Annotated in this window: 28 protein-coding genes; 6 read left to right on the forward strand and 22 right to left on the reverse strand. The window is 38.1% G+C overall.

Annotation, left to right across the window (positions count from 1 at the left end; genetic code table 11):
* Positions 1–338 precede the first annotated feature (338 nt).
* Positions 339–572, forward strand: a complete 234-nt coding sequence (locus ES948_RS03745; RefSeq protein ID WP_152183608.1) for a ribbon-helix-helix protein, CopG family — start codon at positions 339–341, stop codon at positions 570–572.
* On the forward strand, positions 569–841 hold the full coding sequence (locus ES948_RS03750; RefSeq protein ID WP_152183609.1) for a type II toxin-antitoxin system RelE family toxin: 273 nt from the start codon (positions 569–571) through the stop codon (positions 839–841). The genes ES948_RS03745 and ES948_RS03750 overlap by 4 nt, the downstream gene beginning before the upstream one ends.
* Here ES948_RS03750 and ES948_RS03755 read toward each other — a convergent pair.
* Both ES948_RS03755 and ES948_RS03760 read right to left on the reverse strand, forming a co-directional pair.
* Entirely contained in the window at positions 838–2,175 is a 1,338-nt protein-coding gene (locus ES948_RS03755; RefSeq protein WP_188109443.1) for a Na+/H+ antiporter NhaC family protein, read from the reverse strand. The genes ES948_RS03750 and ES948_RS03755 overlap by 4 nt on opposite strands.
* Before the next feature lie 45 nt (positions 2,176–2,220).
* Positions 2,221–2,844: a GNAT family N-acetyltransferase gene (locus ES948_RS03760; RefSeq protein WP_152183610.1), complete on the reverse strand. Its 624-nt coding sequence runs from the start codon at positions 2,842–2,844 to the stop codon at positions 2,221–2,223.
* 55 nt (positions 2,845–2,899) lie between these two features.
* On the opposite strand from ES948_RS03760, the gene ES948_RS03765 reads away from it, so the two are divergent.
* Complete coding sequence (locus ES948_RS03765) at positions 2,900–3,577, forward strand: L,D-transpeptidase family protein (protein WP_152183611.1); 678 nt, start codon at positions 2,900–2,902, stop codon at positions 3,575–3,577.
* A gap of 7 nt (positions 3,578–3,584) precedes the next feature.
* Here the strand turns inward: ES948_RS03765 and argS are convergent, their stop codons facing one another.
* From argS to rpsB, 9 genes are all read right to left on the reverse strand, one after another.
* Positions 3,585–5,180, reverse strand: a complete 1,596-nt coding sequence (gene argS, locus ES948_RS03770) for an arginine--tRNA ligase (RefSeq protein WP_188109444.1) — start codon at positions 5,178–5,180, stop codon at positions 3,585–3,587.
* 3 nt (positions 5,181–5,183) lie between these two features.
* Positions 5,184–5,414: a Sec-independent protein translocase subunit TatA/TatB gene (locus tag ES948_RS03775; protein WP_152183612.1), complete on the reverse strand. Its 231-nt coding sequence runs from the start codon at positions 5,412–5,414 to the stop codon at positions 5,184–5,186.
* Between the two features lie 84 nt (positions 5,415–5,498).
* Positions 5,499–6,119, reverse strand: a complete 621-nt coding sequence (gene gmk / locus ES948_RS03780; RefSeq protein WP_152183613.1) for a guanylate kinase — start codon at positions 6,117–6,119, stop codon at positions 5,499–5,501.
* Positions 6,119–7,933, reverse strand: coding sequence for a DNA topoisomerase IV (locus ES948_RS03785; RefSeq protein WP_152183614.1), 1,815 nt, complete (start codon positions 7,931–7,933; stop codon positions 6,119–6,121). The genes gmk and ES948_RS03785 overlap by 1 nt, the downstream gene beginning before the upstream one ends.
* A gap of 61 nt (positions 7,934–7,994) precedes the next feature.
* Positions 7,995–8,759 (reverse strand): flagellar biosynthetic protein FliR, encoded by a 765-nt coding sequence (fliR, locus tag ES948_RS03790; protein WP_188109445.1) that lies wholly within the window; start codon positions 8,757–8,759, stop codon positions 7,995–7,997.
* Positions 8,759–9,403, reverse strand: a complete 645-nt coding sequence (locus ES948_RS03795) for an ABC transporter ATP-binding protein (protein WP_152183616.1) — start codon at positions 9,401–9,403, stop codon at positions 8,759–8,761. The genes fliR and ES948_RS03795 overlap by 1 nt, the downstream gene beginning before the upstream one ends.
* A 24-nt stretch (positions 9,404–9,427) precedes the next feature.
* A complete protein-coding gene (locus tag ES948_RS03800; RefSeq protein ID WP_152183617.1) occupies positions 9,428–10,630 on the reverse strand; it encodes an NAD(P)/FAD-dependent oxidoreductase in 1,203 nt (400 codons plus the stop codon).
* Between the two features lie 83 nt (positions 10,631–10,713).
* Positions 10,714–11,766, reverse strand: a complete 1,053-nt coding sequence (gene tsf / locus ES948_RS03805) for a translation elongation factor Ts (RefSeq protein ID WP_152183618.1) — start codon at positions 11,764–11,766, stop codon at positions 10,714–10,716.
* Between the two features lie 2 nt (positions 11,767–11,768).
* Positions 11,769–12,551: a 30S ribosomal protein S2 gene (gene rpsB / locus ES948_RS03810; RefSeq protein WP_152183619.1), complete on the reverse strand. Its 783-nt coding sequence runs from the start codon at positions 12,549–12,551 to the stop codon at positions 11,769–11,771.
* Between the two features lie 364 nt (positions 12,552–12,915).
* On the opposite strand from rpsB, the gene ES948_RS03815 reads away from it, so the two are divergent.
* A complete protein-coding gene (locus ES948_RS03815) occupies positions 12,916–14,472 on the forward strand; it encodes a DUF3373 family protein (protein ID WP_152183620.1) in 1,557 nt (518 codons plus the stop codon).
* Positions 14,473–14,494: 22 nt separating this feature from the next.
* Here ES948_RS03815 and bcp read toward each other — a convergent pair whose 3' ends face one another.
* Genes bcp through ES948_RS03870 form a run of 11 tightly spaced genes read right to left on the reverse strand, consistent with a single transcriptional unit; the run spans position 14,495 to position 24,073 of the window.
* Positions 14,495–14,965 carry a thioredoxin-dependent thiol peroxidase gene (gene bcp, locus ES948_RS03820; protein ID WP_152183621.1) on the reverse strand — a complete coding sequence of 157 codons (471 nt, stop codon included), beginning with the start codon at positions 14,963–14,965 and terminating at the stop codon, positions 14,495–14,497.
* 18 nt (positions 14,966–14,983) lie between these two features.
* On the reverse strand, positions 14,984–15,478 hold the full coding sequence (locus ES948_RS03825) for a DUF420 domain-containing protein (RefSeq protein ID WP_246153815.1): 495 nt from the start codon (positions 15,476–15,478) through the stop codon (positions 14,984–14,986).
* Positions 15,475–16,080: a DedA family protein gene (locus ES948_RS03830; RefSeq protein WP_152183622.1), complete on the reverse strand. Its 606-nt coding sequence runs from the start codon at positions 16,078–16,080 to the stop codon at positions 15,475–15,477. Before ES948_RS03830 ends, ES948_RS03825 begins: the two co-directional genes overlap by 4 nt.
* A 42-nt stretch (positions 16,081–16,122) precedes the next feature.
* Entirely contained in the window at positions 16,123–16,458 is a 336-nt protein-coding gene (locus tag ES948_RS03835; protein ID WP_152183623.1) for a HepT-like ribonuclease domain-containing protein, read from the reverse strand.
* Positions 16,451–16,759 (reverse strand): nucleotidyltransferase family protein, encoded by a 309-nt coding sequence (locus tag ES948_RS03840; RefSeq protein WP_152183624.1) that lies wholly within the window; start codon positions 16,757–16,759, stop codon positions 16,451–16,453. The genes ES948_RS03835 and ES948_RS03840 overlap by 8 nt, the downstream gene beginning before the upstream one ends.
* Positions 16,760–16,801: 42 nt before the next feature.
* Entirely contained in the window at positions 16,802–17,824 is a 1,023-nt protein-coding gene (gene murG / locus ES948_RS03845; RefSeq protein WP_152183625.1) for an undecaprenyldiphospho-muramoylpentapeptide beta-N-acetylglucosaminyltransferase, read from the reverse strand.
* Positions 17,825–17,834: 10 nt separating this feature from the next.
* Positions 17,835–19,001 carry an FtsW/RodA/SpoVE family cell cycle protein gene (locus ES948_RS03850; RefSeq protein WP_152183626.1) on the reverse strand — a complete coding sequence of 389 codons (1,167 nt, stop codon included), beginning with the start codon at positions 18,999–19,001 and terminating at the stop codon, positions 17,835–17,837.
* Between the two features lie 4 nt (positions 19,002–19,005).
* On the reverse strand, positions 19,006–19,530 hold the full coding sequence (locus ES948_RS03855) for a DUF6115 domain-containing protein (RefSeq protein ID WP_188109446.1): 525 nt from the start codon (positions 19,528–19,530) through the stop codon (positions 19,006–19,008).
* On the reverse strand, positions 19,527–20,051 hold the full coding sequence (locus ES948_RS03860; RefSeq protein ID WP_152183627.1) for a hypothetical protein: 525 nt from the start codon (positions 20,049–20,051) through the stop codon (positions 19,527–19,529). Before ES948_RS03860 ends, ES948_RS03855 begins: the two co-directional genes overlap by 4 nt.
* Positions 20,048–20,908: a menaquinone biosynthesis prenyltransferase MqnP gene (mqnP, locus tag ES948_RS03865; RefSeq protein ID WP_152183628.1), complete on the reverse strand. Its 861-nt coding sequence runs from the start codon at positions 20,906–20,908 to the stop codon at positions 20,048–20,050. Before mqnP ends, ES948_RS03860 begins: the two co-directional genes overlap by 4 nt.
* A gap of 54 nt (positions 20,909–20,962) precedes the next feature.
* Positions 20,963–24,073: an FIST N-terminal domain-containing protein gene (locus ES948_RS03870; protein ID WP_152183629.1), complete on the reverse strand. Its 3,111-nt coding sequence runs from the start codon at positions 24,071–24,073 to the stop codon at positions 20,963–20,965.
* Between the two features lie 108 nt (positions 24,074–24,181).
* Here ES948_RS03870 and ES948_RS03875 point away from each other — a divergent pair, with 108 nt between their 5' ends.
* Together ES948_RS03875 and cls are read left to right on the forward strand one after the other, a co-directional pair.
* Positions 24,182–24,820 carry a hypothetical protein gene (locus ES948_RS03875; protein ID WP_152183630.1) on the forward strand — a complete coding sequence of 213 codons (639 nt, stop codon included), beginning with the start codon at positions 24,182–24,184 and terminating at the stop codon, positions 24,818–24,820.
* 5 nt (positions 24,821–24,825) lie between these two features.
* The gene (gene cls / locus ES948_RS03880; RefSeq protein WP_246153816.1) at positions 24,826–26,250 is read left to right on the forward strand and encodes a cardiolipin synthase; all 1,425 of its coding nucleotides are present in this window, start codon (positions 24,826–24,828) and stop codon (positions 26,248–26,250) included.
* The last annotated feature ends 1 nt before the right edge of the window (position 26,251 follow it).

Below are 26,251 nucleotides of genomic sequence, written 5' to 3' on the forward strand. Positions count from 1 at the left end.
AAAATGCGCGGGGTGGCCAAATGGGATGCGTGCCTACAGTTGATGAAGAAGAAGCAAAAAAAGCTATTTCTGAGCTTGACATGGCAAAAAAAGGTTCTTGTAGTCAAAATTCACTAGAAGAAACCGGCAAATAAAAATCTTAAAATAATATAATATTCTCCTTGGTGTATCTCTAGCTTTTTTAGAGATACGCTAAACAACGATACAATAAACATACTTCCACTTTACAAATAAAACTCTTATTAAAAGTGAACTCCATTACTAAATTTCGAATACTTCATAGTTTATTGACAAGATATGATTTTAGATATATAATTAGACATACAAAAGGATAAACAATGGCAACAGTAAAAAAACTTATATCACTTGATGAATCTTTGGCAAAAGAGTTAGAGGAAGTTGCTTCAGCTATGCACAAATCACAAAAAGAGATAGTTGAGAATGCTTTGGATTTTTATTTTGACTATACTGACAGTATCGTTGCTGATGCAGTTACACGAAATATAAAATCAGGCAAAATGAAAGTTTATGAGAGTGAAGATGTTTATAAAGAATTAGGCATTGAGCTGTGAAGATAAAGTATTCCGAAAAATCTCTCAAAGACCTGAAATCTTTTGCAAAACCGGATCAGATTCTAATTGTAAACAAGCTTCACTATCTTGCAGATAATTTTGAGATTTTAAAAGAGTCTAAAAAAGTGCGTGAGCTCAAAGGGAGTGAGTTTGACTCACAATACAGATTTATCGTAGCAAGAAAAATCCGCGTACTTTTTCGTATTGATGGAGATGCAATTATCTTACTTGTTTTACGTATTGGTTTTCGAAAAGATATCTACTCCTAAGCAAAAATTGCAAACACTATAAACAATATAATTGCGACCACTCCACTTATAAGAGCATACGGGAGCTGCGTCTTTACATGCTCTATAACTTCACAATCACTTGCTAATGAAGAAATAATCGTCGTATCTGAGATGGGTGAGCAGTGATCTCCAAAGACACCACCACTAATTACAGCTCCTATTGCAAGAGAAACATTGGCATCAAGTCCCACTGCCATCGGTACTGCTATTGGAATCATAATCGAAAATGTCCCCCAGCTTGTCCCTGTTGAAAATGATATGATGGAGCTCAGTAAAAAAATCACTGCTGCTAGAAGATAAGGGGAGAGATTATTGCTTGCAAGAGATGCAAGATAGAGCCCGGTATGGAGCTGCAGTGTCACTTTTCCTATGGCAAAAGCAAAAAGAAGTATCATTGCTATGCCAAAGAGCTTTTTTGCTCCTTTAAAACTTGAGAGCAGATATATTTTTGTACTCATTTTTCCTTTCATGACATACAAAATATACATAAACCCTAGTGTAGTAAGCATTGTGTAAAAGATGGAGCTTGAACCGCTTCCTTTTAAAATATTGCCATTTCCCGTAAGATATAAAAAAACAAAGACAGAAACAATCATAACTATAATCGGCATTATCATATAGTGCATCGGTGCACTTTTGTTGAACATGAGCCTTGCGTGAGAGTTGGATGGCAGAGCTGCCTTCATAGGACCTATATCAATGTTAAACCAAATAACCAAAAAAGTAACTATCAGTGCTGATATGGCATAAAAATTATAGACAACACTTTTAATAAGCCAATCAACACTCTCACCACTGATAAGCCCAGAGTCAATCTGAGTAGCGATGAGCCCTAAAAGCAAAGCTCCCCAACCGTTAAGCACTATCAGTGAACTAATAGGTGCAGATGTGGAGTCACAAATGTAGGCCAGCTTTGCGTGAGGCACACCTTCCTTGTCACAAAGAGGACGGCCAACTGCACCGGCAATCAAAGAGGTGATGGATGATTCTATAAAAATCACAACTCCTATGATATAACTTACCATCAATGCAGAACGAGGAGATGCAACAAGTTTGGATTTTTGTGTCATATACTCCACAAAACCATTGATACCTCCACTTCTCTCTATAAGTTCCATCACACTTCCAACTAAAACAGCAAAGGCCAAAGTCTTTCCTATCCAAGCTTCTGAGAGTAAAGAGATAAAAAGAGAAAGCGTAGCATCAAGCGTAGCAAAAAAAGAAAAATCTTGAAGTAAAAAAAGACCTAAAAAGACACCACCAAAAAGAGATAAAAGCACATTGCGCGAATAAAGAGCAAGTGCTATTGCCAAGAGCGAAGGCAGAACACTTAAGGCTGAAAATTCTATGGATATATCCTAAAATGCGATTGAGAGCAGTTTGAGTCCGCTACGACCAAAAGTCTCTTTATAGCGTTCACACTCTTTTTCATCAACAGGAGTGAAACCGAGTTTTTTATAAAAAAGTTCTGCTTCTAGAGAGCCAATCTCAATGATAGTCTGTGCTATACTGTAACCTTTTAAGCGTGCAGTAAGGAGTGACTTCTGCATAAGAGCTTTGAGAACTCCAACATCGATGCAGCCCTCAAGCTCTTCCATAAAATCAAACATGATTGCTGTGCGGCTGATATCTAATTCACACTCATACACAATGCTGAGTGTCTCTTCTATTGTTTGGGAACATCCAACTTCTTGAAGTGCTTTGATAAAGACCTCTTTTGTCGCTTTACGAGGTTCATAACTGCATAGTGTACCAACACTCTGTCCATCCATTTCAGCAATTAAAAAATTTCTATAGTTACAATGGCTTTTTGCCTCGGTAGTTGCAAGTTTTGTGAGTTTTTCTAAAAGTTGTGCATTATCATTTGTTTCAAAAACCAAATCGAAAAGTCCATCTTTTTTCCCAGCTCTCGAACTTTGTAACATCATTTGTGCTAAAAAAGGCGCGTCTTCAGCCTTTGCCTGTCTTATTTTAATACTCATAATATTTTTGCCTTTTTGCTCTTGACTTCATATAATAGTAATAGTACCATACTTTATGATAAAAAGTTTCTTAATTACACTAAGTTTTTCAACATTGTTGTTTTCATCACAACAGATACTCCTAGTCGTTGCTGATGATTTTAGCAGCCCAAAAGCCAAGCTCTCCTGCTTTGAGGGAGAGAAAAAAGTCTGTAGTGATATAGAGGTCAATCTTGGGAAAAATGGTCTTGGATGGGGAATCGGCATCAAAACCATAGCTCACGCAGAGGATGAACCTCTAAAATATGAAGGTGATAAAAAAGCACCTGCCGGAGTCTTTGCGCTTACTGAGAGTTTTGGATATGCACCAACCACACAAACAAAACTGCCTTATCTCTATGCAGACAACAAACTTATCTGTGTGGATGATAGCAAATCCCCTTTTTACAACCAAATCATAGAAGCCCATGGAGATGAAAAGAGCTTTGAGCATATGCGTAGAGGCGATGGACAGTATGAAATCGGTATAGTTGTAGCACATAACCCTCATGCAGTGGCAAAAAGAGGCTCATGTATATTTATTCATATTCAAAAATCAACAGATCATCCAACTGTCGGATGCACTTCAATGTCTAAAAGAGATTTACAAAAGATTATAAAGTGGCTAGATAAAGAGAAAAATCCGATTTTAATTCAGATTCCAAAAAAGTATATCAAAGAGGTAGAAAAGCTCTACCCTGAGATCAAACAGTAAAAGAGACTTATTCGTCCTCTTTTACCATTCTATCTTTTGCCGCAATTCCCATCAATGAAAGTCCCGTTTTAATGCTTAGTGCCACAATAAGCATCAACTTCAAGAGTTTAGCTTCATTAGGCGTACCAATCATACGCACATCATAATAGAACTTATGCAGAGATGCCGCCAATGATTTGAGATAATCTGTCAGCTTTTGTACCTGACGCGTAGAAAATGCATCTTCAACAACTTCAGGTAGTAAAAGTGCATCAAAAAGAAGCACATCTGCATTTTCACCAAGACCTTTGAGCTCTGCTTTCATTATCTCTTCTTCACTGAGCTTACTTTTTGAAAGGAGTGTCTTGATTCGGGCATGTGCATACTGAATATAAAAAATTGGGTTTGAACTATCCTCTTTTTTAAACTCAGAGAGATCAAACTCCAGTGCAGTATCACTCTTTTTACTTGCAAAGATAAAGCGTAGAGCATCAGCTCCTATCTCTTCAACAATATCACTCATTAAAATGACATTACCGGCACGCTTACTCATCTTGTATGGCTCACCATCTTTTAAAAGACTTACCATTTGAGAAAGAAGTACTTCAAGTTTAGATGAGTCATAGCCAAGATACTCAATCGCAGCTTTTACACGGGCAATGTAGCCATGATGGTCCGCACCCCAGATGTTGATGTAGTGGTCATATCCACGCTCAAACTTTTGGTTATGATAAACGATGTCGCCTGCAAGATAAGTCGGACGACCATCCTCACGCACAACAACTCTGTCTTTTTCATCGCCTTTTGCTTCAGAGGCTATCCAGACTTTACCATCTTTTTCATAGATACCGTCACCCATCTTCTTCATAACTCTATCCCAGTCATCATAAAGCGTGGATTCATAAACAAAAGTATCAAAATGGATGTTCGTATCTGCCAAATCTTTCACGATGATCTTCATCACTTCATCTTTAGCCCACATTGCAAGTTCACGGCGGCGTGATTCATCATGGAAAATCTCAGCACCGAACTTCTCCATAGCATCACGTGAGAGTGCATCCAAATACTCTCCACGATAATAAGATTCAGGATACTCTACCGTCTCATCAAGAAGATTTTCACGTCCATGAAGTTGAATGGAAAGCCCAAGCAGATCAATCTGATTTCCTGCATCATTGACATAATACTCGGCAGTAATATCATAACCCAGATGTTTTGCAAGACGGTAGAGTGTATCACCGTAAACGGCACCTCTTGCATGACCGATATGCAATGGTCCTGTAGGATTTGCACTGACAAACTCTAAAAGAATCTTCTCATTTTTTTCTTGTGTTGCAAACTTTTGTGGGTTATCTAATGCCCAAGAAGCATATTCACTTAAAAAGTCTTCACTGAGACGAAAATTCAAGTAACCCTTTACAGGTTCTACACTTGAGAACTCATCTGCATCTTCAAAAGATGAAGCAAGTTCATCGGCAATAACCATAGGAGATTTTCGAAGTTCTTTTGCCAGAGAAAAAGCAATAGGAGTAGCAAAGTGACCAAAAGAGCGGTCACGTGGCTTTTCTAAAACAACTTCACGACCTAACTTTTCGCGCAGTAGCGCCGATACACGTTGTTTCAAGGCTTACGCTTGTGTAGTAGTTTTTGGAGCTTCTTCGCTAGAGGCTACCTCTTCACTTTTTTCAACTTTTTTAGGAGCTTCTACCTCAACCTCATCAACTTCTTTCATCTCTTGTTTGAAGTTTTTGATCCCTTTACCAAGACCTTTTGCTAAATCTGGTATCTTTTTCGCACCAAAAAGCAGTACGATAATTCCAAAAATAAGTAGTAACTCTGTTCCACTAGGCATTCCCATAGTATATTTCCTTGTTTAAAATTAAGTGATGAAGTATATCGTTATTTTTCTGTAACTTCTCTTACATAAATAAGCTCACTGAGCTTACACATCTTCCCATTGGTTTACAAATAAGTTGATCTCATCATTTGATTTCTTAAAACGAGCGGTTGTAGCGATAATACGCAACTTATCAGCTGCAACATCCAAATCATCATTGATAAGCAGATACTCATACTCTGATACACGCTGAATCTCTTTTCGTGCCATCTTTATACGTCTCTCTATGACCTCTGGTACATCAGTTGAGCGATTTTCAAGACGTTTTTTCAATTCTGAGAGTGTTGGTGGTGTGATAAATACAGAAGTTGTAATATCTCCAAGCCTGTTTTGAACAGCAGAGTTACCCTGAACATCAATATCAAAGATAACAAGTTTTCCTGCACCAAGTGCCTCTTTTACAGGACGTAGTGAAGTTCCATAATAATTACCATGAACAACAGCATACTCTAAAAACTGATCCTCTTCTATCTCACGCTCAAACTCTTCTTTGTCAACAAAGTGATAATCAACACCCTCAACTTCACCCTCACGCATAGGTCTTGTTGTCGTCGAGATGGAAAAGTAACACTCTCCGATATCATCGATTATCTTATGAATTAAAGAGCTTTTTCCTGCTCCACTCGGACCTGAAAGAACTAAAACCGCACCATTTATTTTACTCATTATTTATTATCCAACTCTATATTTATTGTAATTTTCATTCCCTTCATTGAGGCTGCTACATCTTTATCACTCAGTGCTTCTAAAAGCTTTTTCAGTGCCTCAACTCCCTCGATTTTCTCTTCATCTTCAACTTCTTTTTCAGCTTCTTCAAGTAACTCTTCAACATCTTCTGCTGTTACCTCTGGGCTCTCTTCTTCTGGCTCAGAAATCTCTTCTTCCTCTTCTTCTATCTCTTCTCCAAGAGCAAGTTTGAGATCTTTAGAGCTTAAGCTATCAAGTGCGTCTATCTCTGCTGCTGCGATACCAAGCAGTGTTTCATCATCAAGTTCACTCTCTAAATCTTCTTCGCTCAACTCTTCAACAGCCTCTTGTATCTGCTGCTCTATATCCTCAACATTATCTTCTTGAGCCTCACTATCTTCGATATCAGCAACTTCCTCTTCCATCACTTCTTCTATAGCATCTTCTTCATCTGTCTCTTCAGGTTCAGGTTCTTCTTCCTCATCTGACAACTCAAGTTCTTCAAGAGTCTCATCAAGTACTGATTTCGCTTCATCTTCTGTACTTTCATCTGCGTCAACAGCTTCATCAAAGATTCCAAGCTCTTCGAACATATCTTTAGCTGCATCCTCACTTTGCGCAACTTCTTCGCTGCTCTCTTCTACTGCTGATTCTTCATCTTCACTGTTCTCATCAAACTCACTGAACAACTCATCTTCAGAAACACTATCCTCTGCAACATTTTCATCTAGATCATCCACTGCTAAGAGCACATCATCTTTTGAAATATCAGCATCGGCCTCATCTTCCAAATCCAATGCCATATCATACTCTATGTCTTCCTCTTCAAGAGCCAACTCTTCTGTTAGCGCTTCATCCACGATATCCTCAAGCTCTTCAACAGTCTCACTCTCCAACTCTTCAAGCGTAAGATTTTCACCTTCACCTTCCATCTCTAAAGACTCCGCTTCCTCAGTTGGCTCTTCACCAATATTGACATCAGCTTCATCTTCCATGTCAAGGGCAAGATCATACTCTTTGACAACACTCTCTTCATCAGAGACTTCTGGCACATCATCAATAGCCAAAGAGCTTCCAGCATCAACACTTGTTTCATCAAGAAGATCTTTTACCTTTTGTGCTTCTTCATCATCTAAAACGCTCTCTCCAAGGTTTTCATCATCCAAAGACTCTTCATCTATGAGTGTTTCATCAAACTCATCAAGTTCTAGTGTTGTATCTTCTGTAGCACCATCAATGTCCAGTTCCAATGATTCACTATCAAACTCTACCTGTTCATCAAGTGCTATCTCTTCAAAATCATCAAGTTCATCCAAGTCATCAATCCCGTCCAGTTCATCCAGCTCAAGCATATTATCTACATCCAAACTCTCTAGCTCTTCTATCTCTTCAGCAGGCTCTTCTACTCTACTCTCCTGACTCTCTTGCACTACTTCTTCGACACTCTGCGTCTCTGGTAGATCCTCACCTTTTTCTATCTCTTTGTCATACATAGCGAAAAGCTCCACAAGGTCTGTCGGTAAAAATGGCTTTTTGAGTGTTGTGTTGAACTTTTCACTCTTTTGTGCATCTCGGGCACAGATATATAAACTTTTAGAAAAAGTAAGTTTCTTTCTTAACTCATCTAAAGCTTCATCACCACCTATGCTGTCATCTACTACTACCAAATCATAGGAATCGTTTACTATATCATCAATACTTTGGACGATATCTAACTCGTCTGAAGTCTTTTGTGCACTTAGTGTAACTAATTTGTTTACAACCGGGTTATCATTCAACAGTAGTATCTTCACGCATATTCCTTATGAGAGCATCTATGATTGTTTAAAATCATATTATTGTACCCTAAAAAAACTAAAAAAACATCTCCAAAGCATTGAAAGCTTCTTGGATTTGACCTTTGAGTATCAGCATAACTGCCGTAAGTATTGCTATAAGAACAGCAAATGCAACCATAATCTTAATAGGAAAACCAATAACCAAAAGGTTAAACTGAGGCATAGTTTTCATAAGCATTCCAAAGATAATATCAGCCAACCAAGAGAGTGCAATGATAGGAAAAGCGATAATAAAACCGACTAAAAACATACTTGATGTTGCATGGATAATATAATTAAAAAAGTCATTACTCATCATAAATCCACCCAAAGGAACGGTTTTAAGACTATGGTCAATTAAGAGTAGCATCCAATGATGCAGATTAAGTGCAAGGAGTACCATTAATGCAAGCAGAGAAAGAAACTGTGAGATAATTGGCATAGAGATACCAGACTGCGGGTCAATGGCACTTGCCATGGAAAACCCCATCATAAACGATATCTGTCCACCTGCGAATGTAATGATATTGTAAGCAAGCTGCAGAGCAACACCGACGACAAGTCCAAGCATAAATTCACCCAAAATTGCAATGATGATAGAAGGAACAGTAAGTGCAATTTGCACAGGAGGCATAGAGGCGTAAAAAACCACTGTAAAGAAAAAAGCCATTGCCGCTTTGATGTTCATAGGAATGTTGTTATGTGAAAAGATAGGTACAGCAATGAAAAGTGCAGCAAAACGAAAATAAAGCAGTATAAAACCAACGGCATTTGCTTCATTAAATATTTGTGCCAACTCCATCACTTCACTCTTATCAGCTCTTTATTCTCTAATTTATAAACCTTATCACACATGTGTGCCAAGGTCTCATCATGTGTAATAAGGACCATAGCTGCTTTGTGTTTGTGAATATACTCAAAGAAGAGCTCCATCACTTCCCCTGCTGTTACTTTGTCAAGATTCCCTGTTGGCTCATCTGCAAATATTATTGTCGGTTTTTTTGTTAAAACCCTTGCGATGGAAACACGTTGTTGCTGTCCTCCGGAGAGCTCAGTTACTTTTTGGCGGATGCAGTGTTCTATCTCTAAACGCTCTAAAAGTTCTTCTTCTATAGGCTCCCCTGCCAATATCTCAGCCACTTCAAGATTTTCATATCCGCTAAATCCTTTAAAAAGATAGTGTGATTGAAATATTAGTCCAAGTTCATTACGACGTAAAAGTGAAAGTTTTTTTGGCTTCATAGAGAGTATATCTTCCCCTAAAAGCTCAACCGTTCCACTGTCAGGCTTTAAAAGTGTTGATAAAAGGTGCAGGAGTGTCGATTTCCCACTCCCGCTAATACCTATGATAGCAATACTCTCTTTACGATTAAGTTCAAGTGAAACATTGTTAAAAAGTTCATAATCAAAAGAGTGCGATAAGTTTGTTGCAGATAATAGATTCATGAAAAGATTATATTCAAATCTAGCTTATTTAAATATTTTCTGACAGCCATTTTTCGATTTTCTATCCAAATGCCATGCATAGCTTTTTTCGACAAATTTTTTCATACAATAGGCAAAATACCCATCAAAAAAAAGACCAAAAACTTTTGCTACAGCATAATTTCTTCCTAAAGAGATTAATATACCACGAGATTTTATGGAGTGTTTTCGTAATGTCTTGCCTTTATCTAAAAGCTCTATATTTGTAGCACATATATCAGCCATCTGTTCTGCTACATCAGCCGTTGGCGCGATAATCTTCTCATTTTTATGTAGGATTGTTGCATCACCTATAACAAAAACCTCTTTATATTGCGGTGTTTGTAAAAATTCATTTGTTAACAGGAACCCTCGTTTGTCTTTTTGCAAATCAAGTTTATAGATAAGCCCGTTTGGTTCAATACCTCCTGCAAATATCATAAAGTCCATAGCAATGCTCTCTCCATTACTCAAATAGACATACTCTTTTGTAAGTGACGCAACACGGACATTGTTCTTAATAGTCACACCCAAGTTGAGCAATCTTTTTTCTGATTTTTCTACCAAAAAAATATCCATACCTTTTAAAATCTTCTGGGATGAGTTCACAAGCACAATATTGAGTTTTCTACATAAAAAATGATTTTTACAATAGAACTCTTTGGCAAAAGAGGCCATTTGTGCTGCGATTTCCACACCACTCAGTCCTGCACCTGCAATAACAATATTTAAAGGATCACACTTTGCCCCACTTGCATCCACTTTTCGAAAAAGAGACATCTCAAACTTCTGTTTAAAATACATTGCACGGTGTAATGCTTTGACTCCATGTGCATACTCGTTAAGTCCTTGAATGCTTTTTACGAACTTTGTTCTCGCTCCTACAGCAATAACAAGATAATCATAAGAAAATCTCTGTGTATCAGTAAAAACTCGTTTATGACTAAAGTCTATCTCTTTTACTTCTTGATTATAGAAAGAAACATTATCACCAAGCCCACTGCATAAAGTGTACAAATCAACAATAATTTTTGCAAAATCTACTTCATTGGCTATTAAGTCATATACATCCGTCTGCATAAAGTGATAAGGGTTCTTATCAAAAAGAGCTATCTCATAACTATGATTGCGTGAGAGTTTTTCAACTAATCTTACACCACCATATCCAGCACCAATGACCACAATTTTTTTTACATTATTTTTTATCATTGGATGATTATATCATGAATGAAAGCAAGAGTTGATTAAAAAAAGGGGAGAATATTTAATAGAGGTTGAGTTAAGCCTAAAGCTTAACCCATTTGTGCTGCAACTTCTGCTGCGAAGTCGTCTTCTTTTTTCTCGATTCCTTCACCAACTTCAAGGCGAACAAATTCAGTGATCTCAGCTGTACCACCACATGCTTTAGCAGCTTTTTCAACTGCCTCAGCAACAGTTAATTTATCATCTAAAACATATTGTTGGTCAAGAAGTGCTTGTTCTTGATCTAAAAGTGTGTTATCTAAGATAAAACGAGCGATTTTACCAGGAATGATTTTGTCTAAAATCTTCTCAGGTTTTCCCTCTGCTAATAACTCAGCTTTGATGTCAGCTTCAGCTTGTGCCATAACTTCATCTGTGAGTTGCATCATAGAGATGTATTTTGGAACGTTTTTAAGAGGTTTACCAAGACGGCTTAACTCTTCGTTCTCTTTTTTCAGTGCTTCGATACGACCTTTTGTTTCACTCTCAACATACTCAGCATCAAAATCTTTATATGAAAGAGTTGTCGGTTTCATAGCAGATGCGTGCATTGCAATTTGTTTTAGCGTATCTCTCATGCACTCTGCAGTTTTTTCAGAGTCACATTTTGCTTTTACGATAACTGCAATACGGTTGTTTGAGTGAATGTAACCATTCATCGCTTCAGTTGGTTCTGCTTTCATTACTGCAAAACGGCGAACTTCGATCTTCTCACCGATTTTTGTAACAGTCTCTACAAAAGTTTCACCATATGCAGAAGCATTCAGTGCTTCAACATCAGCTGGCTCATTGTTGTAGATCTCTTCTACTGTATCTTTTACAAGATTTTGGAAACCTTCATTTTGTGCAACGAAGTCAGTCTCAGAGTTTACTTCAACTACTGCTGCTTTTGAGAAGTCGTCAGCCATTTTGTAACCAACAAGACCTTCTGCTGCAACACGGTCAGCTTTTTTAGCTGCTTTAGCGATACCGCGCTCTTTTAGAAGCTCTTTTGCTTTTTCCATATCTCCGTCAGCTTCAACTAAAACTTTTTTACAATCCATCATCGGAGCATCAGTCGCTGCACGAAGCTCCTTAACCATTGCTGCTGTTACTGCTGCCATAATTACGCTTCCTCTGTAGTTTTTTCTTCAGTTGCTGGAGCTTCTGTAGTCGCTGCTTCTTCAGTTGCAACCTCTTCAGTCTGTTCTACTTCTTCACCTTGACCATCACGAAGAGCTTTACCTTCGTTAATCGCTGCTGTCATTTCACGACAGAAAAGTTGGATAGAACGGATAGCATCATCATTACCAGGAATTGGGTAAGTGATAAGGTCTGGGTCACAGTTCGTATCAAGTGGAGCTACAACAGGGATACCAAGACGACGAGCTTCAAGAACTGCTGTATGCTCTTTTACTGCATCAACGATGAAAAGCATATCTGGAAGTTTTTTCATATCACGGATACCACCGAAATACATCTCAAGCTTCTCTTTTTTTCTTGAAAGCATTAATGCCTCTTTCTTTGTAAGAAGATCGATTTGACCGTTTTCTTGCATCTCAGTGATAACATCAAGTTTACGGATAGATTTTTGAATAGTTGGGAAGTTAGTAAGCATACCACCTAACCATCTGTTGTCTACATATGGCATACCACATGCAATCGCAGCTTCACGAACTGAGTTACGTGCTTGTTTTTTTGTACCAACGAAAAGGATAGTTTGTCCTTCTGCTGCTGCATCAACTACGATTTGGTATGTGTTACGGAAGTAACGAAGTGTTTTTTGTAAATCGATGATATAGATGTTCTTTCTTACACCGAAGATGAATTTTTTCATCTTTGGATTCCAACGACGAGTTTGGTGTCCGAAGTGTACACCACATTCCAATAGGTCTTTCATAGTTACCATTTAAGGTCCTTTAAGGGCTTCATAATGAGCCAGAATTACTAAAGAAACATTTTTGCAGTGCAAAAAGCGGTTCCCTTGTTTTCACCGGTTGGCTTTGGAGATGTCGAGCATTGACTCCCTAGAGAGGAAGTTGCACCGGTTTTTTGACATAACCTGTTAATATTTTCGACTGTGCATTACAGAAGAAAAATCCGTGAATTATACTAAAAATTTATTTAAATCTAGCTTTTGTTTTACTCTGCTAATAATAGACATAAGCTGACAAAATATAATTAATATTTATAGTAATATAGTAAAAATTTAAAACTATCTTTATAATTAATGATGTATAGTATCACAACAATATCACAGAAAAAGGAAAAAGATGAACAAGCCTTTACTACTATCACTGGCTGCTGCGACAATTCTTGGAACCAACCTAAGTGCAGAGTCTATGTATGATCGTATCCAGATGATGGAGCTTCAGATGAAGCAGATGCAACAAGAGCTAGAGAGTTTAAAATCACAAGAATCTAAAGCAACAAGCGATGAAGATGGTGATGAAGAAGAAGTTGCGCAAGCAAATCAGGCTGAATCTGATGATGAAGAGGATGATGACGAAGAAGATAGCATAGAAGATCAAATTGCCGAAATACAGGAAAACATTAGTGATCTTAACAGAAACACAAATGGAAACCACCTAAAATTTGGTGTTGACTATCGTTTTGCAATCGAAAATCTTGATTATAAAATGGCAGATGGTAGCAAACAGAAAAATGATGCCTTTATGACAAACAGATTATGGATGAACATGAACTGGGCAGCGACACAACACCTTAGTTTTACGGGGCAACTTGCTTACAATAAAGCTTTTGGACAGAGAACTGACAATGATACGATAGGATATAACTTTGAAAACTTTGATTGGATAGCGAATGAAAATGCTTACGATGATATTGTACGAGTTCGCTCAGCATACTTCTTCTATAAAGATAGTGAATTTTTAGGAGCTGATATACCGTGGACCTTCAGTGTCGGTCGTCGTCCATCAACAAACGGCCATCTTATCAACCTTAGAGATGATGACCATGCAGCTTCACCAATGGGACACAGTATCAATGTTGAATTCGATGGTCTTAGTGCAAAATTTGGGCTGGAAAACATTACAGGTGCTGATGGCATGTATCTGAAATTCTGTGCCGGTCGAGGTATGAGTAATGCTTCTCATAAATTCACTGCAGCACCATATGCAAATGATACTGATGTTGAACCAAATATTGATTTAATTGGTCTTATCTTTGTCCCTTATGATGATGGTCAATACAGCATTAATTCTCAATATTACTATGCAAGTAATTTAATCGATCAGGTTTTTGTCGGTGGAGTTCCTCAAAATCAATTCTACACAGTAGGGGGATTACACTCTATTACTGCAAATGTAGTAGCTAATGGTATAGGTGATGGTATCAATGACTTTTTAGATGACACTATCTTCTTTGTAAGTGGTGCAATGAGTATCACCGATCCTAACGCTGATCAGGGTATGCTTGTTTCAAATCCGGGAGAGAGTAAAACAGGTTACTCTGTATGGGTTGGAACACAATTTCCTTCACTTATCTCTGAGGAGGGACGCTGGGGACTTGAGTACAACCATGGTACACAGTACTGGAGAAGTATCACTTATGCAGAAGATACAAATATCGGTTCAAAAGTAGCCGCTCGTGGTGACGCGTACGAGGCATACTTCACAGAGCCATTGGTTGAAGATATTTTATCACTTCAAATCCGCTATACATATATAGATTATAAATATGCCGGAAGTAATGGTTTCTTTGGTAATACAACAGGAAATGCTGTTGAAATCACAAACAATATGACAAATGCTTCTAACTATGTAGATAAAGCACAAGATATCCGTTTCTATCTACGCTATAGATACTAAAAAGAGATTTTCTCTTTTTAGTTTATGCGTTTTTCAACTCACTAAGCTTCTCTTTAACAGCTTCTACATGCCCTTTCACACGAACTTTTTCCCATTTAACACGTACTACACCCTCTGGGTCTATTATGAATGTTGAGCGAACGATACCCATATATTCACGGCCGTAATTTTTTTTCAGCTGCCACACACCATACTTTTGCATCATCTCAGTTGATTCATCACTGAGCAGTGTAATACCTAGATTTTTCTTCTCGATGAAGTTTCTGTGTTTTTTGGTAGAGTCTGCACTCACACCTAAAATCACAGCATCAAGTGATGAAAAATCCGGTGCAGCTTCTGTAAATTCACATGCTTCGATTGTACATCCAGGAGTATTGTCTTTTGGGTAAAAATAGAGCACTACCCACTTTCCTTTTAAATCACGCAGACAAATCTCGACATCATCCTGATTTGGCAGACAAAAATCCGGTGCTTTTTGACCAAGTTCTAACATAGTTGACTCCTTGAATTTCTAATAGACGAATAATAGCAGATAAACCCAAATACCGCTAAATGATGTAAAGACAATGCCTGTGAATGTCTTGATTGCCAAGATTTTATGGGCATTGGAAGCTCGTCCTGGGATGAGCTTTTTTACAAACTCATAATTTGCGCGAATCATAATGAGTATCCAGTAAAAGAAAGTAATGGTTGCTATCAAAATATGAACACCCAAAACAACTGAAGCATATGTGTGAGAAACTCCACTATCAACGATAAATGCCTTAAAACCTCCACCTACTCGTACACCAAGCTCAAAGTAAGTAATGACAACAACAGAAAAAACAAAGATAACATTTTGTAAAAGTGTATGGAGTTTGTACTTTTTACTCTTTGCAAACAAAACCGCCACATAAACAAGTAGAGGCAAACAAGCAACGATAAGTGTCACCACATCCATAAAAAACGGTGCACGTGTTCCTAAAAAACCGGCTTCAAACATATAGTTCATATTTTCTTTTATCACTTTGACTCTCTCTTTTTTTGATAACGATAGTATAGCGCGCCTATGATTATGAGTAACACAACAACAAGAGTAGTTATCTCTTTTAAGTACTCTTTTATAAGTTCCTGATTTTCACCGATATAATACCCTAAAAGTGTCAGTATCAAAGCCCAGATACCAGCACCCAGTGTTGTAAAGACACTAAACTCTAAAAGATTCATCTTTGCGAGTCCGGCGGGAATGGAGATAAGCTGACGAATACCCGGAATAAGCCTGCCTGAAAAAGTGGAGATATGCCCATGTTTTTTAAAATAGCTCTCCATCTTCTCCAGTACCTCCGGGGAGATAAAAAAATATTTGCCATATCGCAGTAAAAATTTACGCCCGAGTGTAAAGGCAAGATAGTAGTTCACAAATGCCCCGACCAAACTTCCAGAAATAGCACTCATCATAATGTAAGAGATGCTCATATCCCCACAACTGGCCAGATATCCTGCCGGAACCAAAACTATTTCAGAAGGAAAAGGGATAAAACTAGACTCAATCGCCATCATGATAAATATCCCCAAATACCCCCAGTCAAATATCAGATCAACAAGTTGTTGTGCAAGTTCATGGATCACTTGGTTTTTTCCTTGATAAGAAGCATAATATTTTGATTTTTATTAAATGTGTGCAAGTTTTTCTCTCAGTTTTGGCAAATAATCTCTTACAATACTCTCAACAAATCCTAAATCGACACCTTCATAATCGTGTACAATATAATTACGCGTATAGTAAGCACCATCTCTGTCTTTTTTCAAATCATATTTTTCAATAACTGTATCATCAAACTTTTTCAGAGTTTCACCTATTTGCGATAAACCCATAAGTATTGCAATCCATCCTTCCACATCTTCTAAAGCTTTGACAATACCTTTATGCCGAGATGTGATAATCTCAATATTTTCAATCATCTCTACAATAAAATCAATCTTTGCCTGTTGCGAACGATTAGACATATATTACTTCATCCAAAATATATTTTTGCGCAGTTTTTGAAAGATTGTTTTTTGGTGCCAAGTCTATTTTTTTTGCAGTTTTACTTGAGATATACTCTTTAATTTCATCAAGACGCTTAAAACCGCTAAAGCCTTCATATTTTTCAAAAAAAGGTCTCTCAAGATGATACAAAATATCTAAATCACTTAGCGATGTCGCTTCATTACGTGCAAAAGAACCAAAAATACCATCAATGATAAATCCATCCTCACGCAGACGTTCTTTAAGCGTTGTCAGTGTAGCTAAAATTTTTTTATCCATATCTTTGCCTCTTTTGAGTTCTTTTATAAGTATTATACCTAACTATTGTATCTTCGCTTCTACATCTTTTATCATCTTTTGAGCCACATCTTTTTGTGCGTACTCTAAAAGTTTTTGGCTCTTTTCTTTAAGCTGTGGCTCTTTGATGATGGAGAGCAGTTTGCTTTTGAGCCCTTCGCCTTCTCGCTCACACCAGCCCATATTGTTATCGACAATGAACTTTGCATTGTCGTATTGATGATCTCTTGCTGCATACGGGTATGGAACATAAAGAGCAGGACAACCATTCGTTGTTAGTTCCCAAAGTGTTGAAGCTCCGCTGCGTGAGACTGCCATATCTGCTCTGTTTATAAGAGATGGCAACTCTTTTGTAAAGCCGTAGAGTTCTGCCTCAACTCCAAGTGTTTCATACTCTTCTTTTACCCTCTCAAAATCAGCTTCACCCGCTTGATGAATGATAGCAATACCTCTTTTTTTCAGCTTCCAAGCAATACTCAAAGCCAAATCATTGATAGCTTTTGCTCCGTGGCTTCCACCTAAAAAGATGATGGTACGCAACTGCTGGCGCAAGTGTGCCGTTTTATAAAAAACCGATTTGACAGGATAACCTTTGATTGGAGACTCTTTATCATAAGCAGAAACAAAACTTCTTGCATATCTTTTTAGCAGTCCGTTAAGTCGTCCTGTAACTGCATTTTGTTCATGAATAAAAAGAGGTTTATAAAGTGTAAGTGCCGCAAAAGAGGCAGGTGCAGCAGAGAAACCACCTACACTGTAAACGGCATCTACTTTATGTTTTTTGAGTATCTTGCGTGAGCTAAGAAGTGCTTTTAATATTTTATAGAGTGCCTTTAATTTTCCAAGCCCTTTTTGATTGACAACTCCTGTCGTATCTAAAAAATAGACATGCGAAAATGAGCTGCCGTGTTCAAAATATTTTCTATCCTGCCCTTTTTTTGAACCGATAAAGATGCACTCATGCCCCTCAGCTACAGCAGCTTCTACAATCGCCTCTGCTATCATCAAATGCCCGCCTGTTCCACCGCCTGTTACACATAATTTCATATCGTAGCCTCTAACTCATATCTGCTTTTTTGGAAGCCATCAACACCATCCCAACTCCAAAGGAAGCACCAAGCATAGCAGAACCCCCATAGGAAAGAAATGGAACTGAGATCCCTTTAATGGGTGTGATGCCACTGATTCCATAGGCATTTACCAAAAACGAAAATGCCAAAGTAAGTCCTATTCCTATGCTAAAAAGGTATAGACTTGTATCTTCCACACGATTGGCTACTTTAAAAATTCGCTGTAGCATCCACATAAATACCACGACAACGAATAAAAGCCCGACAAAACCAAACTCTTCTGCAAGACCTGCTAAGACAAAGTCCGTATGCACCTCTGACAAAAATCCAAGTTTAAATGTTCCGTTTGCAAGACCCGTACCGAAAAAGCCACCGTTATGAATGGCATTGAGCGAGTTTCCTATCTGATAGGGTTCTACTTCAACAGGTACACGCAATTTATCTGCTATGGCATCCGGCAAGAGTTCCAAAACAGAGTTTTGCGCTATCGACCACCATGATTTTATACGCAAGATTCGATGCTCGGCTGTTAGTATAAAGACAACAACTGCGCTGAAAATCCCACCCAAGATAGTAAGGAAAAAACGAAAACTGCTTCCTGCAAAGATAAGCATAAAAAGCAAGGTTGCACCTAAAACAACGACCTGTCCCAAATCTTTTTGTAAAAAGGCAATGATAAACATCGCCATAATAAAGATAACCGCATAAGGCAGAAATCGTTTAAACTCATTTTTGAGTCCCATACCATCATGATGCCCTAACTTGCGTGAGAAACTCCATGCAAGAAAATAGACAAAACCGACCTTGAAAAACTCAACAGGTGCCAAAGAGAAACCTGCGATCTTTATCCACCGCTTTGCACCTCCTACCTCACTCACTATCGTCTCAGGTAAAAACGGCATCGCTATCATTAAAATCAAAGAGCCAAAAAAGAGCGTAAAACCGATAGGTTTGAGCCACTTGTCCGGATTAAGTTGTGAAAGAGTATAAATGATACCAATACCCAAAAATGCAAAAATGGATTGGCGGATGACAAAGTGAAACTCATTGACGCCAAAAAGCAGTACCGTATAAGTCGTGAGTGTATAAGAGAGGATGATACTGAGTCCTATCAGGATACTTACAAGTGTAAAAAGCTGTCTGTCTGCACCCATCAATCTACTTTATTTTGTTGATTTTTAAAACAAACTCAACTTCGGGCTTTGAAATATGTAACTCTTTTGCGATTGTATCAATCGATACCCCCTGTTGAAACAAGGAGATAATTTTTTCATCATCATTGCCATGAATAGAAGAAGGAATGCTAATCTGCTTCACGCCACTCTCTAATTGTGCGATGCGGGACTCTATCTCTACTTCAATGCTCTCAATGTTATTTTGTATCTGTTTGAGTGCAAGTGAAAGCGGTTGGACCATATCATAGACACTGCGTTCTATCTCTTGATAAATCTCATCATCACTCATACGCGATGGTGCTTTTTTGATAGCAGATTCTGTCTCTTTAAGCTCACGTTTTAAGTAAAATATCTCTCTGTTTAGATCTTCTACCACAGAAGCGACTGAGCGGATATTACGTGAGTAGTCGGAATCTTTTGAGTAGACATAATAGAGCAGGTAAAGAATAACTCCCGCCATAATGACAATAATATACTCAATATTAAATTGAAAATTTTCTAAGTTCACTGTTTTTTCTCTCTTGCCTGACGAATTAAAATTCTCTCACGTGCTGTCATATAAGCCGCCCACTCTTTCTCATCTCTCTCATGCATACGGACTGTCTCTGCCAGTTGTGAATCTAACGCTTTAAAAAAGAGTCCGACATCACGTTTAGGGTGTACAGGCATCGCTACACGCCCATAGTAGATCTTCCCGGCTTGCAGCAGTGGCTCTTTAAGTTTGAAATGCTCAAACCCAATGGATTCAATCTCCACTTCCTGCGTGAGGGAGACCCGTTTTGGTGTCTCATTTTTCAAAAATGCCTCTAACGCGTCTATCTTTCTATGTAATTCTACGACAAGATTTAAAAGCACAGGATCTGTCTCAGCCGTATCACCTCTTGCTTTTGCAAGTTTTAGCCACTGGCTTATTGGGTCATCATCACTCTCACTGAGCTGTTGAAACTCTCTCTCATATGCCTCCTTATCCAGTGAAGCCTCTGAGAATGCAATACTTATCGGTGCTGGGACTAAACGAGGTTGACTCATGAGACTATCCTATCAATTATTATCAGTAGAAAAAAGGCAATGCCCAAGTAGCCATTTACTGTAAAAAATGCTCTGTCAATTTGCGTAAAATCACGTCGTACCAACTGCTGCTCATACAATAGAACAAATCCACTTCCAAATGCTGCTACATAAGCGAAAAAGCCAAGGTCAGCTGCCCAAACAAATAAAATCCAAAAAAGAACTGCCAAAGCATGAAAGAGTGCCGAGATGAAGAGTGTAGCCTCTGCTCCGTAACGCGAGGGAATGGAGTAGAGATTATTGTCTTTGTCAAAATCGATATCTTGCAAAGAGTAAAGCAGATCAAATCCAGCTACCCAAAAAATCACTCCCAAAGAGAGTAAAACAGACCAAAGCTCAATCGTAGCACTCACGGCTACAACACCGGCAATCGGTGCAAGACCAAGGGCAAGCCCCAAAACAACATGTGCCAAAGAAGAGAAACGTTTAAAATAAGAGTATGATGCAAGTACCAAGAGTATAGGCAGAGAGAGTGCAAAGGCCAAAGAGTTTATCAGATAGGCAACAGCAATAAAAATGAGTGCATTAACAACTATAAATATCATCATGCTCACTGCATCCAGGCGCCCATCTACATTTGGTCGCGTTGCAGTACGAGGGTTTTTTGCATCTATGTCCCTGTCAGCATAACGGTTCACACCCATTGCGAAGTTTCGAGCACTCAGTGCTGCTAAAACACCTAAAATGAGCAGTCCAAAACCAAACCATCCATCTGCTGCAACAACCATAGCGATGAAAATAAACGGCAGTGAAAATATAGAGTGTTCAAACATGACTAGTTCGTTAAAATCTTTTGCTTTTTGTATCAGTCTTTGCAAATTCCACCCCATATTTTGTGTTTATGTTATATCTTATCAAAAAGTGATTTAAACTTAGATGATATTTGACAGACCATTCTCTAAAGTTTTGATATACATATACATCTGATCAATTTCAAGCTCATAATCTCTTAGAATTTTCATCTCTGCATCTTTCTCAATACCACTCATAAGTTCAGAAATATCACTGATATAGAGTGCACTCGCAGCTCCTTTTAACTTATGGACGATTTTATATATCTGTGTTATATTTTTTAGTTTGATGGCCTCTTCAAGTTCTGGAACTTCCTCTTTGAGGCTCTCTAAAAATGTACGTAAAAGTTTTACAGAGACCGCTTCTCTCAAGCCTATTTTACTCTTTAAACTCTCTAAAATTTCTTCAATTAAAAGCAGACCCATCTCATTGTCTGTTTTTGAGTATTTACATAAAATATTTTCCAAAGCAGTCACATCAATAGGTTTACTCAAATAATCATTCATACCGCATTGTAAGAACTTCTCTTTGTCACCTTCAAGAGCATTTGCCGTCAATGCAACAATAGGTATATCTAAATGAAGATTCTCTCGCACATATTTTGTTGCATCGATGCCATTGAGTACCGGCATATTGATATCCATCAAGATAAGGTCATATTTCTGCTCTTTGAGTTTATCAAGAGCATCTCTACCATTAACAGCAAAATCAAGCGTAATATTTTTATACTTTTGAAATATAGACTCAATAAGCATACGGTTAACCTCATAATCTTCTGCTACTAAAACCTTCAAGTGTAGTCTGTCACAATCTTCATCTTTTTGACAAACATTCTCTTCTACAAACTGTGTATCTTCTAGCTCCCTTTCTTCACACAGATCAAAAGTCATCTCAAAGTAGAACTTACTTCCTTTTCCCTCTTGCGATGTCACTTTAAGCTCACTGTTAAAAGCCTTGATCAGATCAGAACTGATACTAAGACCCAGACCAGTACCTCCAAACTTTCTTGTCGTCGATGCATCTGCCTGTGAGAAAGGTTTAAATATCTCTTTTATCTTGGATTTTGGAATCCCGATACCGCTGTCTTCAACACTAAAACGGAGGGTTTGCTTCTTTTTTTCTGTTTTTATCAAAGAGACCTTAAATGCGACCTCACCAAATTTGGGTGTAAACTTGATGGCATTTGAAAGCAGATTTATTTTTATCTGTCGCAGTCGCATCGCATCACTTAAGATGCATTTTGAAATCTTCCCATCAATTTCAATTGTATAGTTTATAGACTTCTCCTGTGCGACTGTTTTAAGAAGCTCATATGTCGTCATAAACTCTTCGAACGGATTGATATGAACTTTTTCAAGAACGATTTTTTTATTTGTTATCTTTGAAGAGTCCAGGATGTCATTAACAATCTCAAGCAGTATCTTGGTTGAGCTTCCAATGACTTTGACATATTTTTCCTGTGTTGCATCAAGGTCTGTTTTTGCAAGAAGTTCGGAAAAACCCAAAATACCATTCATAGGAGTACGAATCTCATGACTCATGTTGGCCAAGAACATCGCCTGTGCAGCACCTGCTTCTTCTGCTTTTTTTCTACTCTCGACCAAAGAAGTAACATCTTCACGAATAGCCATATACTCTATGACATTACTGTTTTCATCATGAATCGGAATAATGGAACATTTTACATGATAGACAGACCCATCTTTGGCTCTGTTGGAAAACTCTCCTTTCCAAATCTCCCCTTTTGTAATGGTCTCCCACATTTGTGCAAAAAGGGTATCGGGAACATTCGGATCACGTATGATACTATGTGCTTTACCTAAAAGTTCATCCCGTGTATAGCCACTTATTTTTTCAAACTGTTCATTCACATAGGTAATGATTCCATCTGTATCTGTACGAGAGATGATGACACTACTCTCGAGTGCTTTTAAAAACTCATCAAGTTTGAACTTAGAGGCTCGAAAACCTCTCTCCTGCTCTTTTAACTCTCTTGTCACATACTCTATGAGATTAAAGAGTGCACTGTCTGTCTTGGATGCATTGTAGATATTATCTTTGCCTACCGGGTGATGTGGCAGTATTTGTGTCCCTTTTTCACGTAAAAAAAGCAAAGTTGTCGTAATATTGAGCAGTTTTGTCTGCTGCTTGTAAAAGAAAAACTCCCCGTAAGTAAAAAAACCACTTGTTGGCGCCGTATTTTCAATAACGCGGAAAGTTTTTTCCAAATCCTTTTCTAAAAACATCTTTCTTGCTATACAGGAGTAGATAAAACATGCCTGCAGCGCTTCTGATGCTTTGAGCTGCTCTTTTGGATTGTACTGATTAACAAGTGTTCTGCTTCCGATTCCAAAGCGTACAACAGAACCCTCTTCAATATTACCACCATACAATATACTGCCATCCTCTGCAACACTCAGCATTGAGCGTGCTATGAGCATATCATCATTTTCTAAAATCAACGGAAACTCTATGGTTGAAGCCGGCATATTCTCAACTGCAAACTCTCCTAATACCTCTGCATATATATCTTTTATAGGACGGTTATCTATCTCATAGACTCTGGCACCTTCAGATTTTGTTATGACAAAGGTAGGACCGACTGCATGCCAACCAAGATTATAATCCTGCAGTACTTCTAAATCTTCTCCTTCTAAAGCAACACAAACAGCGCCGCCGGAAAATATTTTATTGCCAAAAATCGTATATGTCTTTTGAAAGTCCAGCATATCTGCTGCCATACCACCGGCGATGACAGCCTTGTTAAAGTTCATAGAATTTAAGCCAAGAAGATACTCCTGACCATTATGCCCAAGTCCATCCAAAAAACTGATAACACATTTTGTATCTTTATGAAAAACTTTTTTTGAGAGTGTAAGACCTAATTTATAAGAGTCTTTTTCTATGGCATAAAAAGCATTTATTTTACTCTTTTGGAATACGGAAATACTTAAAACAGTACTTCTGTTGATCATCTTCCCTGCAATAATCTCACCTGCAGTAGATGTCCCGATAAGTGTTGCGTGAGGCAGTACTTCAAGGATCTCTGTTAAATTGTTTTGTATCTGTTTGTATGTTTGCGAGCTAAAAAGTTGAATGAGAACAGTACTGGAGTCTTTCTCTATTGCAAGAGAATCAATATACTTCAAAAAAGCATCCTGTGTATCGTAGATGTAGTTATACTGCTTCATGCAACTTCTTTTATATATATAGAGTTCTTTTTAGGCTAATTATACTACAAAGTAAATTAACAAAAATTTTAGTAAAATATCTCACAGACAACCTTAATTGAGGCAAAAATGAAACTTATATCTTTACTCCTGCTAACACTTTTTCTTAGTGCATGTAACTTTGGTGAATCTCCCGAAGAGATAGCTGCAAAAAAACTCCAAGAGAAAAAAGCTTTTGAAGAAAAAATAGCCGCTGCCAAAGAGGTGCAACTCAAAAAAATAGATGCACAAAAAGAGCAGGAACTTGCTAAAATTGAGTCACAGACAACTTTGGCAAAACTGGAAAAAGAGCAACTTTTAGAGAAGATAAAACTCGAAGCTGAAGCTAAAAAAGAGTCCTTTGAGGCAAAACTGCGTGACTTGGAGCGGGCTGATTCGATGGAGATAAAACGCTATCTTCTATTGATACTTTTCTTACTTTTAGTCATCATCAGCTACTTTGTCTATCTCTACTTCAAGCGCAAACATGATGACCAGCTTCGAGCCTACCAGGACAACCTTAACAAATATTTTCATCAGCAGGAGAATATGACACGTATGCGTATCGCTGAAAAAATCATCGATACCGTTGCCAGCGGTAAACTCGCTAAAGAGCAAGAGAGTGAACTCATCAAAGCACTCAGCGGTAATATACAGCCATCGCAAGAGCCAAAACTTCTTACTGAAACAACAGAAGATGCCCAAATAGTTCAAGAAAGTAAAAAGTAGTAGCAATGTTACCGATGATACTCTATGTTTTAGCATTTTTTCATCTGCTGGGTATCATCTCTGCACTCAATGCCGTTATGACGGTAAGAACCTCTCAAGGTGCCATCGCATGGGTTATCTCACTACTTACATTTCCCTATATTGCCGTACCTCTTTACTGGCTTTTTGGCAGAAGCAAGTTCAACGGCTACACCACAGCCAGAAAAGAGGCTGAAAAACTCGTAAGTAATAAACTTCATAAAATTGTCACCCATCTACAAAGCTACAGACCCGCTAAAGAATCTCTTGGATTTTTGGAAAAAGCCTCCCAAAAACTGGCAAAAATGCCCTATCTTCATGCAAATGATGTTGAGCTGCTCATCGATGGAGAAGTAACATTTCAAAGTATTTTACAAGGCATTGAAAAAGCAAAAAGTTATATACTTCTTGAATTTTACATCGTTCGTGATGATACACTTGGTGTACAGATCCAAGAAGCTCTTGTCACAAAAGCAAAAGAAGGAGTAAATATCTACTTCTTATATGATGAGATAGGCAGCTATCAACTCTCAGATGAGTACATTGAGACAATGCGCCGTATTGGCATCGAGGTCTATACTTTTAATACACAAAAAGGAATAAAAAACAGATTTCAAATCAACTTTCGAAACCACAGAAAAATCGTCGTCGTTGATGGTGAATCTGCTTGGACTGGTGGGCATAATATCGGTGATGAGTATCTCTCTAAAAGTAAAAGATTTGGACACTGGCGAGATACCCATATAAAAATCACAGGTCCATCAGCCATTGCCATTCAAAAGACATTTATCGAAGACTGGTTTTGGGCCGCAGAATACCTCATTAATGAATTGCAATGGATACCAAGACCTGCAACAAACGCAGATAAAAAAGTTCTTATTATCCCCTCTTCTCCTGCTGATGAGATAGAGACTGCTTCGCTGATGTTCCTGCAGGCCATTAATGCTGCAAAAGAGCGCATCTGGATATCGAGCCCCTACTTCGTACCTGATGGTGCTATCATAAAAGCCTTACAGCTGGCAGGACTTCGCGGTGTGGATGTTCGCATCCTGATTCCACAAAAAGCGGATAACCTGCTTATCTATCTTGCTTCTTTTACCTATTTTGAGACAGTAAGTTCTACAGGTGTGAAGATTTTTCGATACAGAGATGGTTTTTTACATCAAAAAGCAATGCTCTTAGATGACTCTCACGCAGCTGTCAGTACAGCAAATCTTGATAACCGTTCACTTCGCCTTAATTTTGAAATCACAGCTCTTATCGCAAATAAGGAGTTTACACAAGAGGTAAAGAAAATGTTTGAAGATGATTTTAAACACGCATCTGAAGTTAAAATGGCTGATATAGAGAAAATGCCTTTTGCATTTAAACTCATCACACGTCTGGCAAGACTGACTTCGCCGATACTCTAAC

Source organism: Sulfurimonas indica, from assembly GCF_009192995.1.
GTDB lineage: Bacteria > Campylobacterota > Campylobacteria > Campylobacterales > Sulfurimonadaceae > Sulfurimonas > Sulfurimonas indica.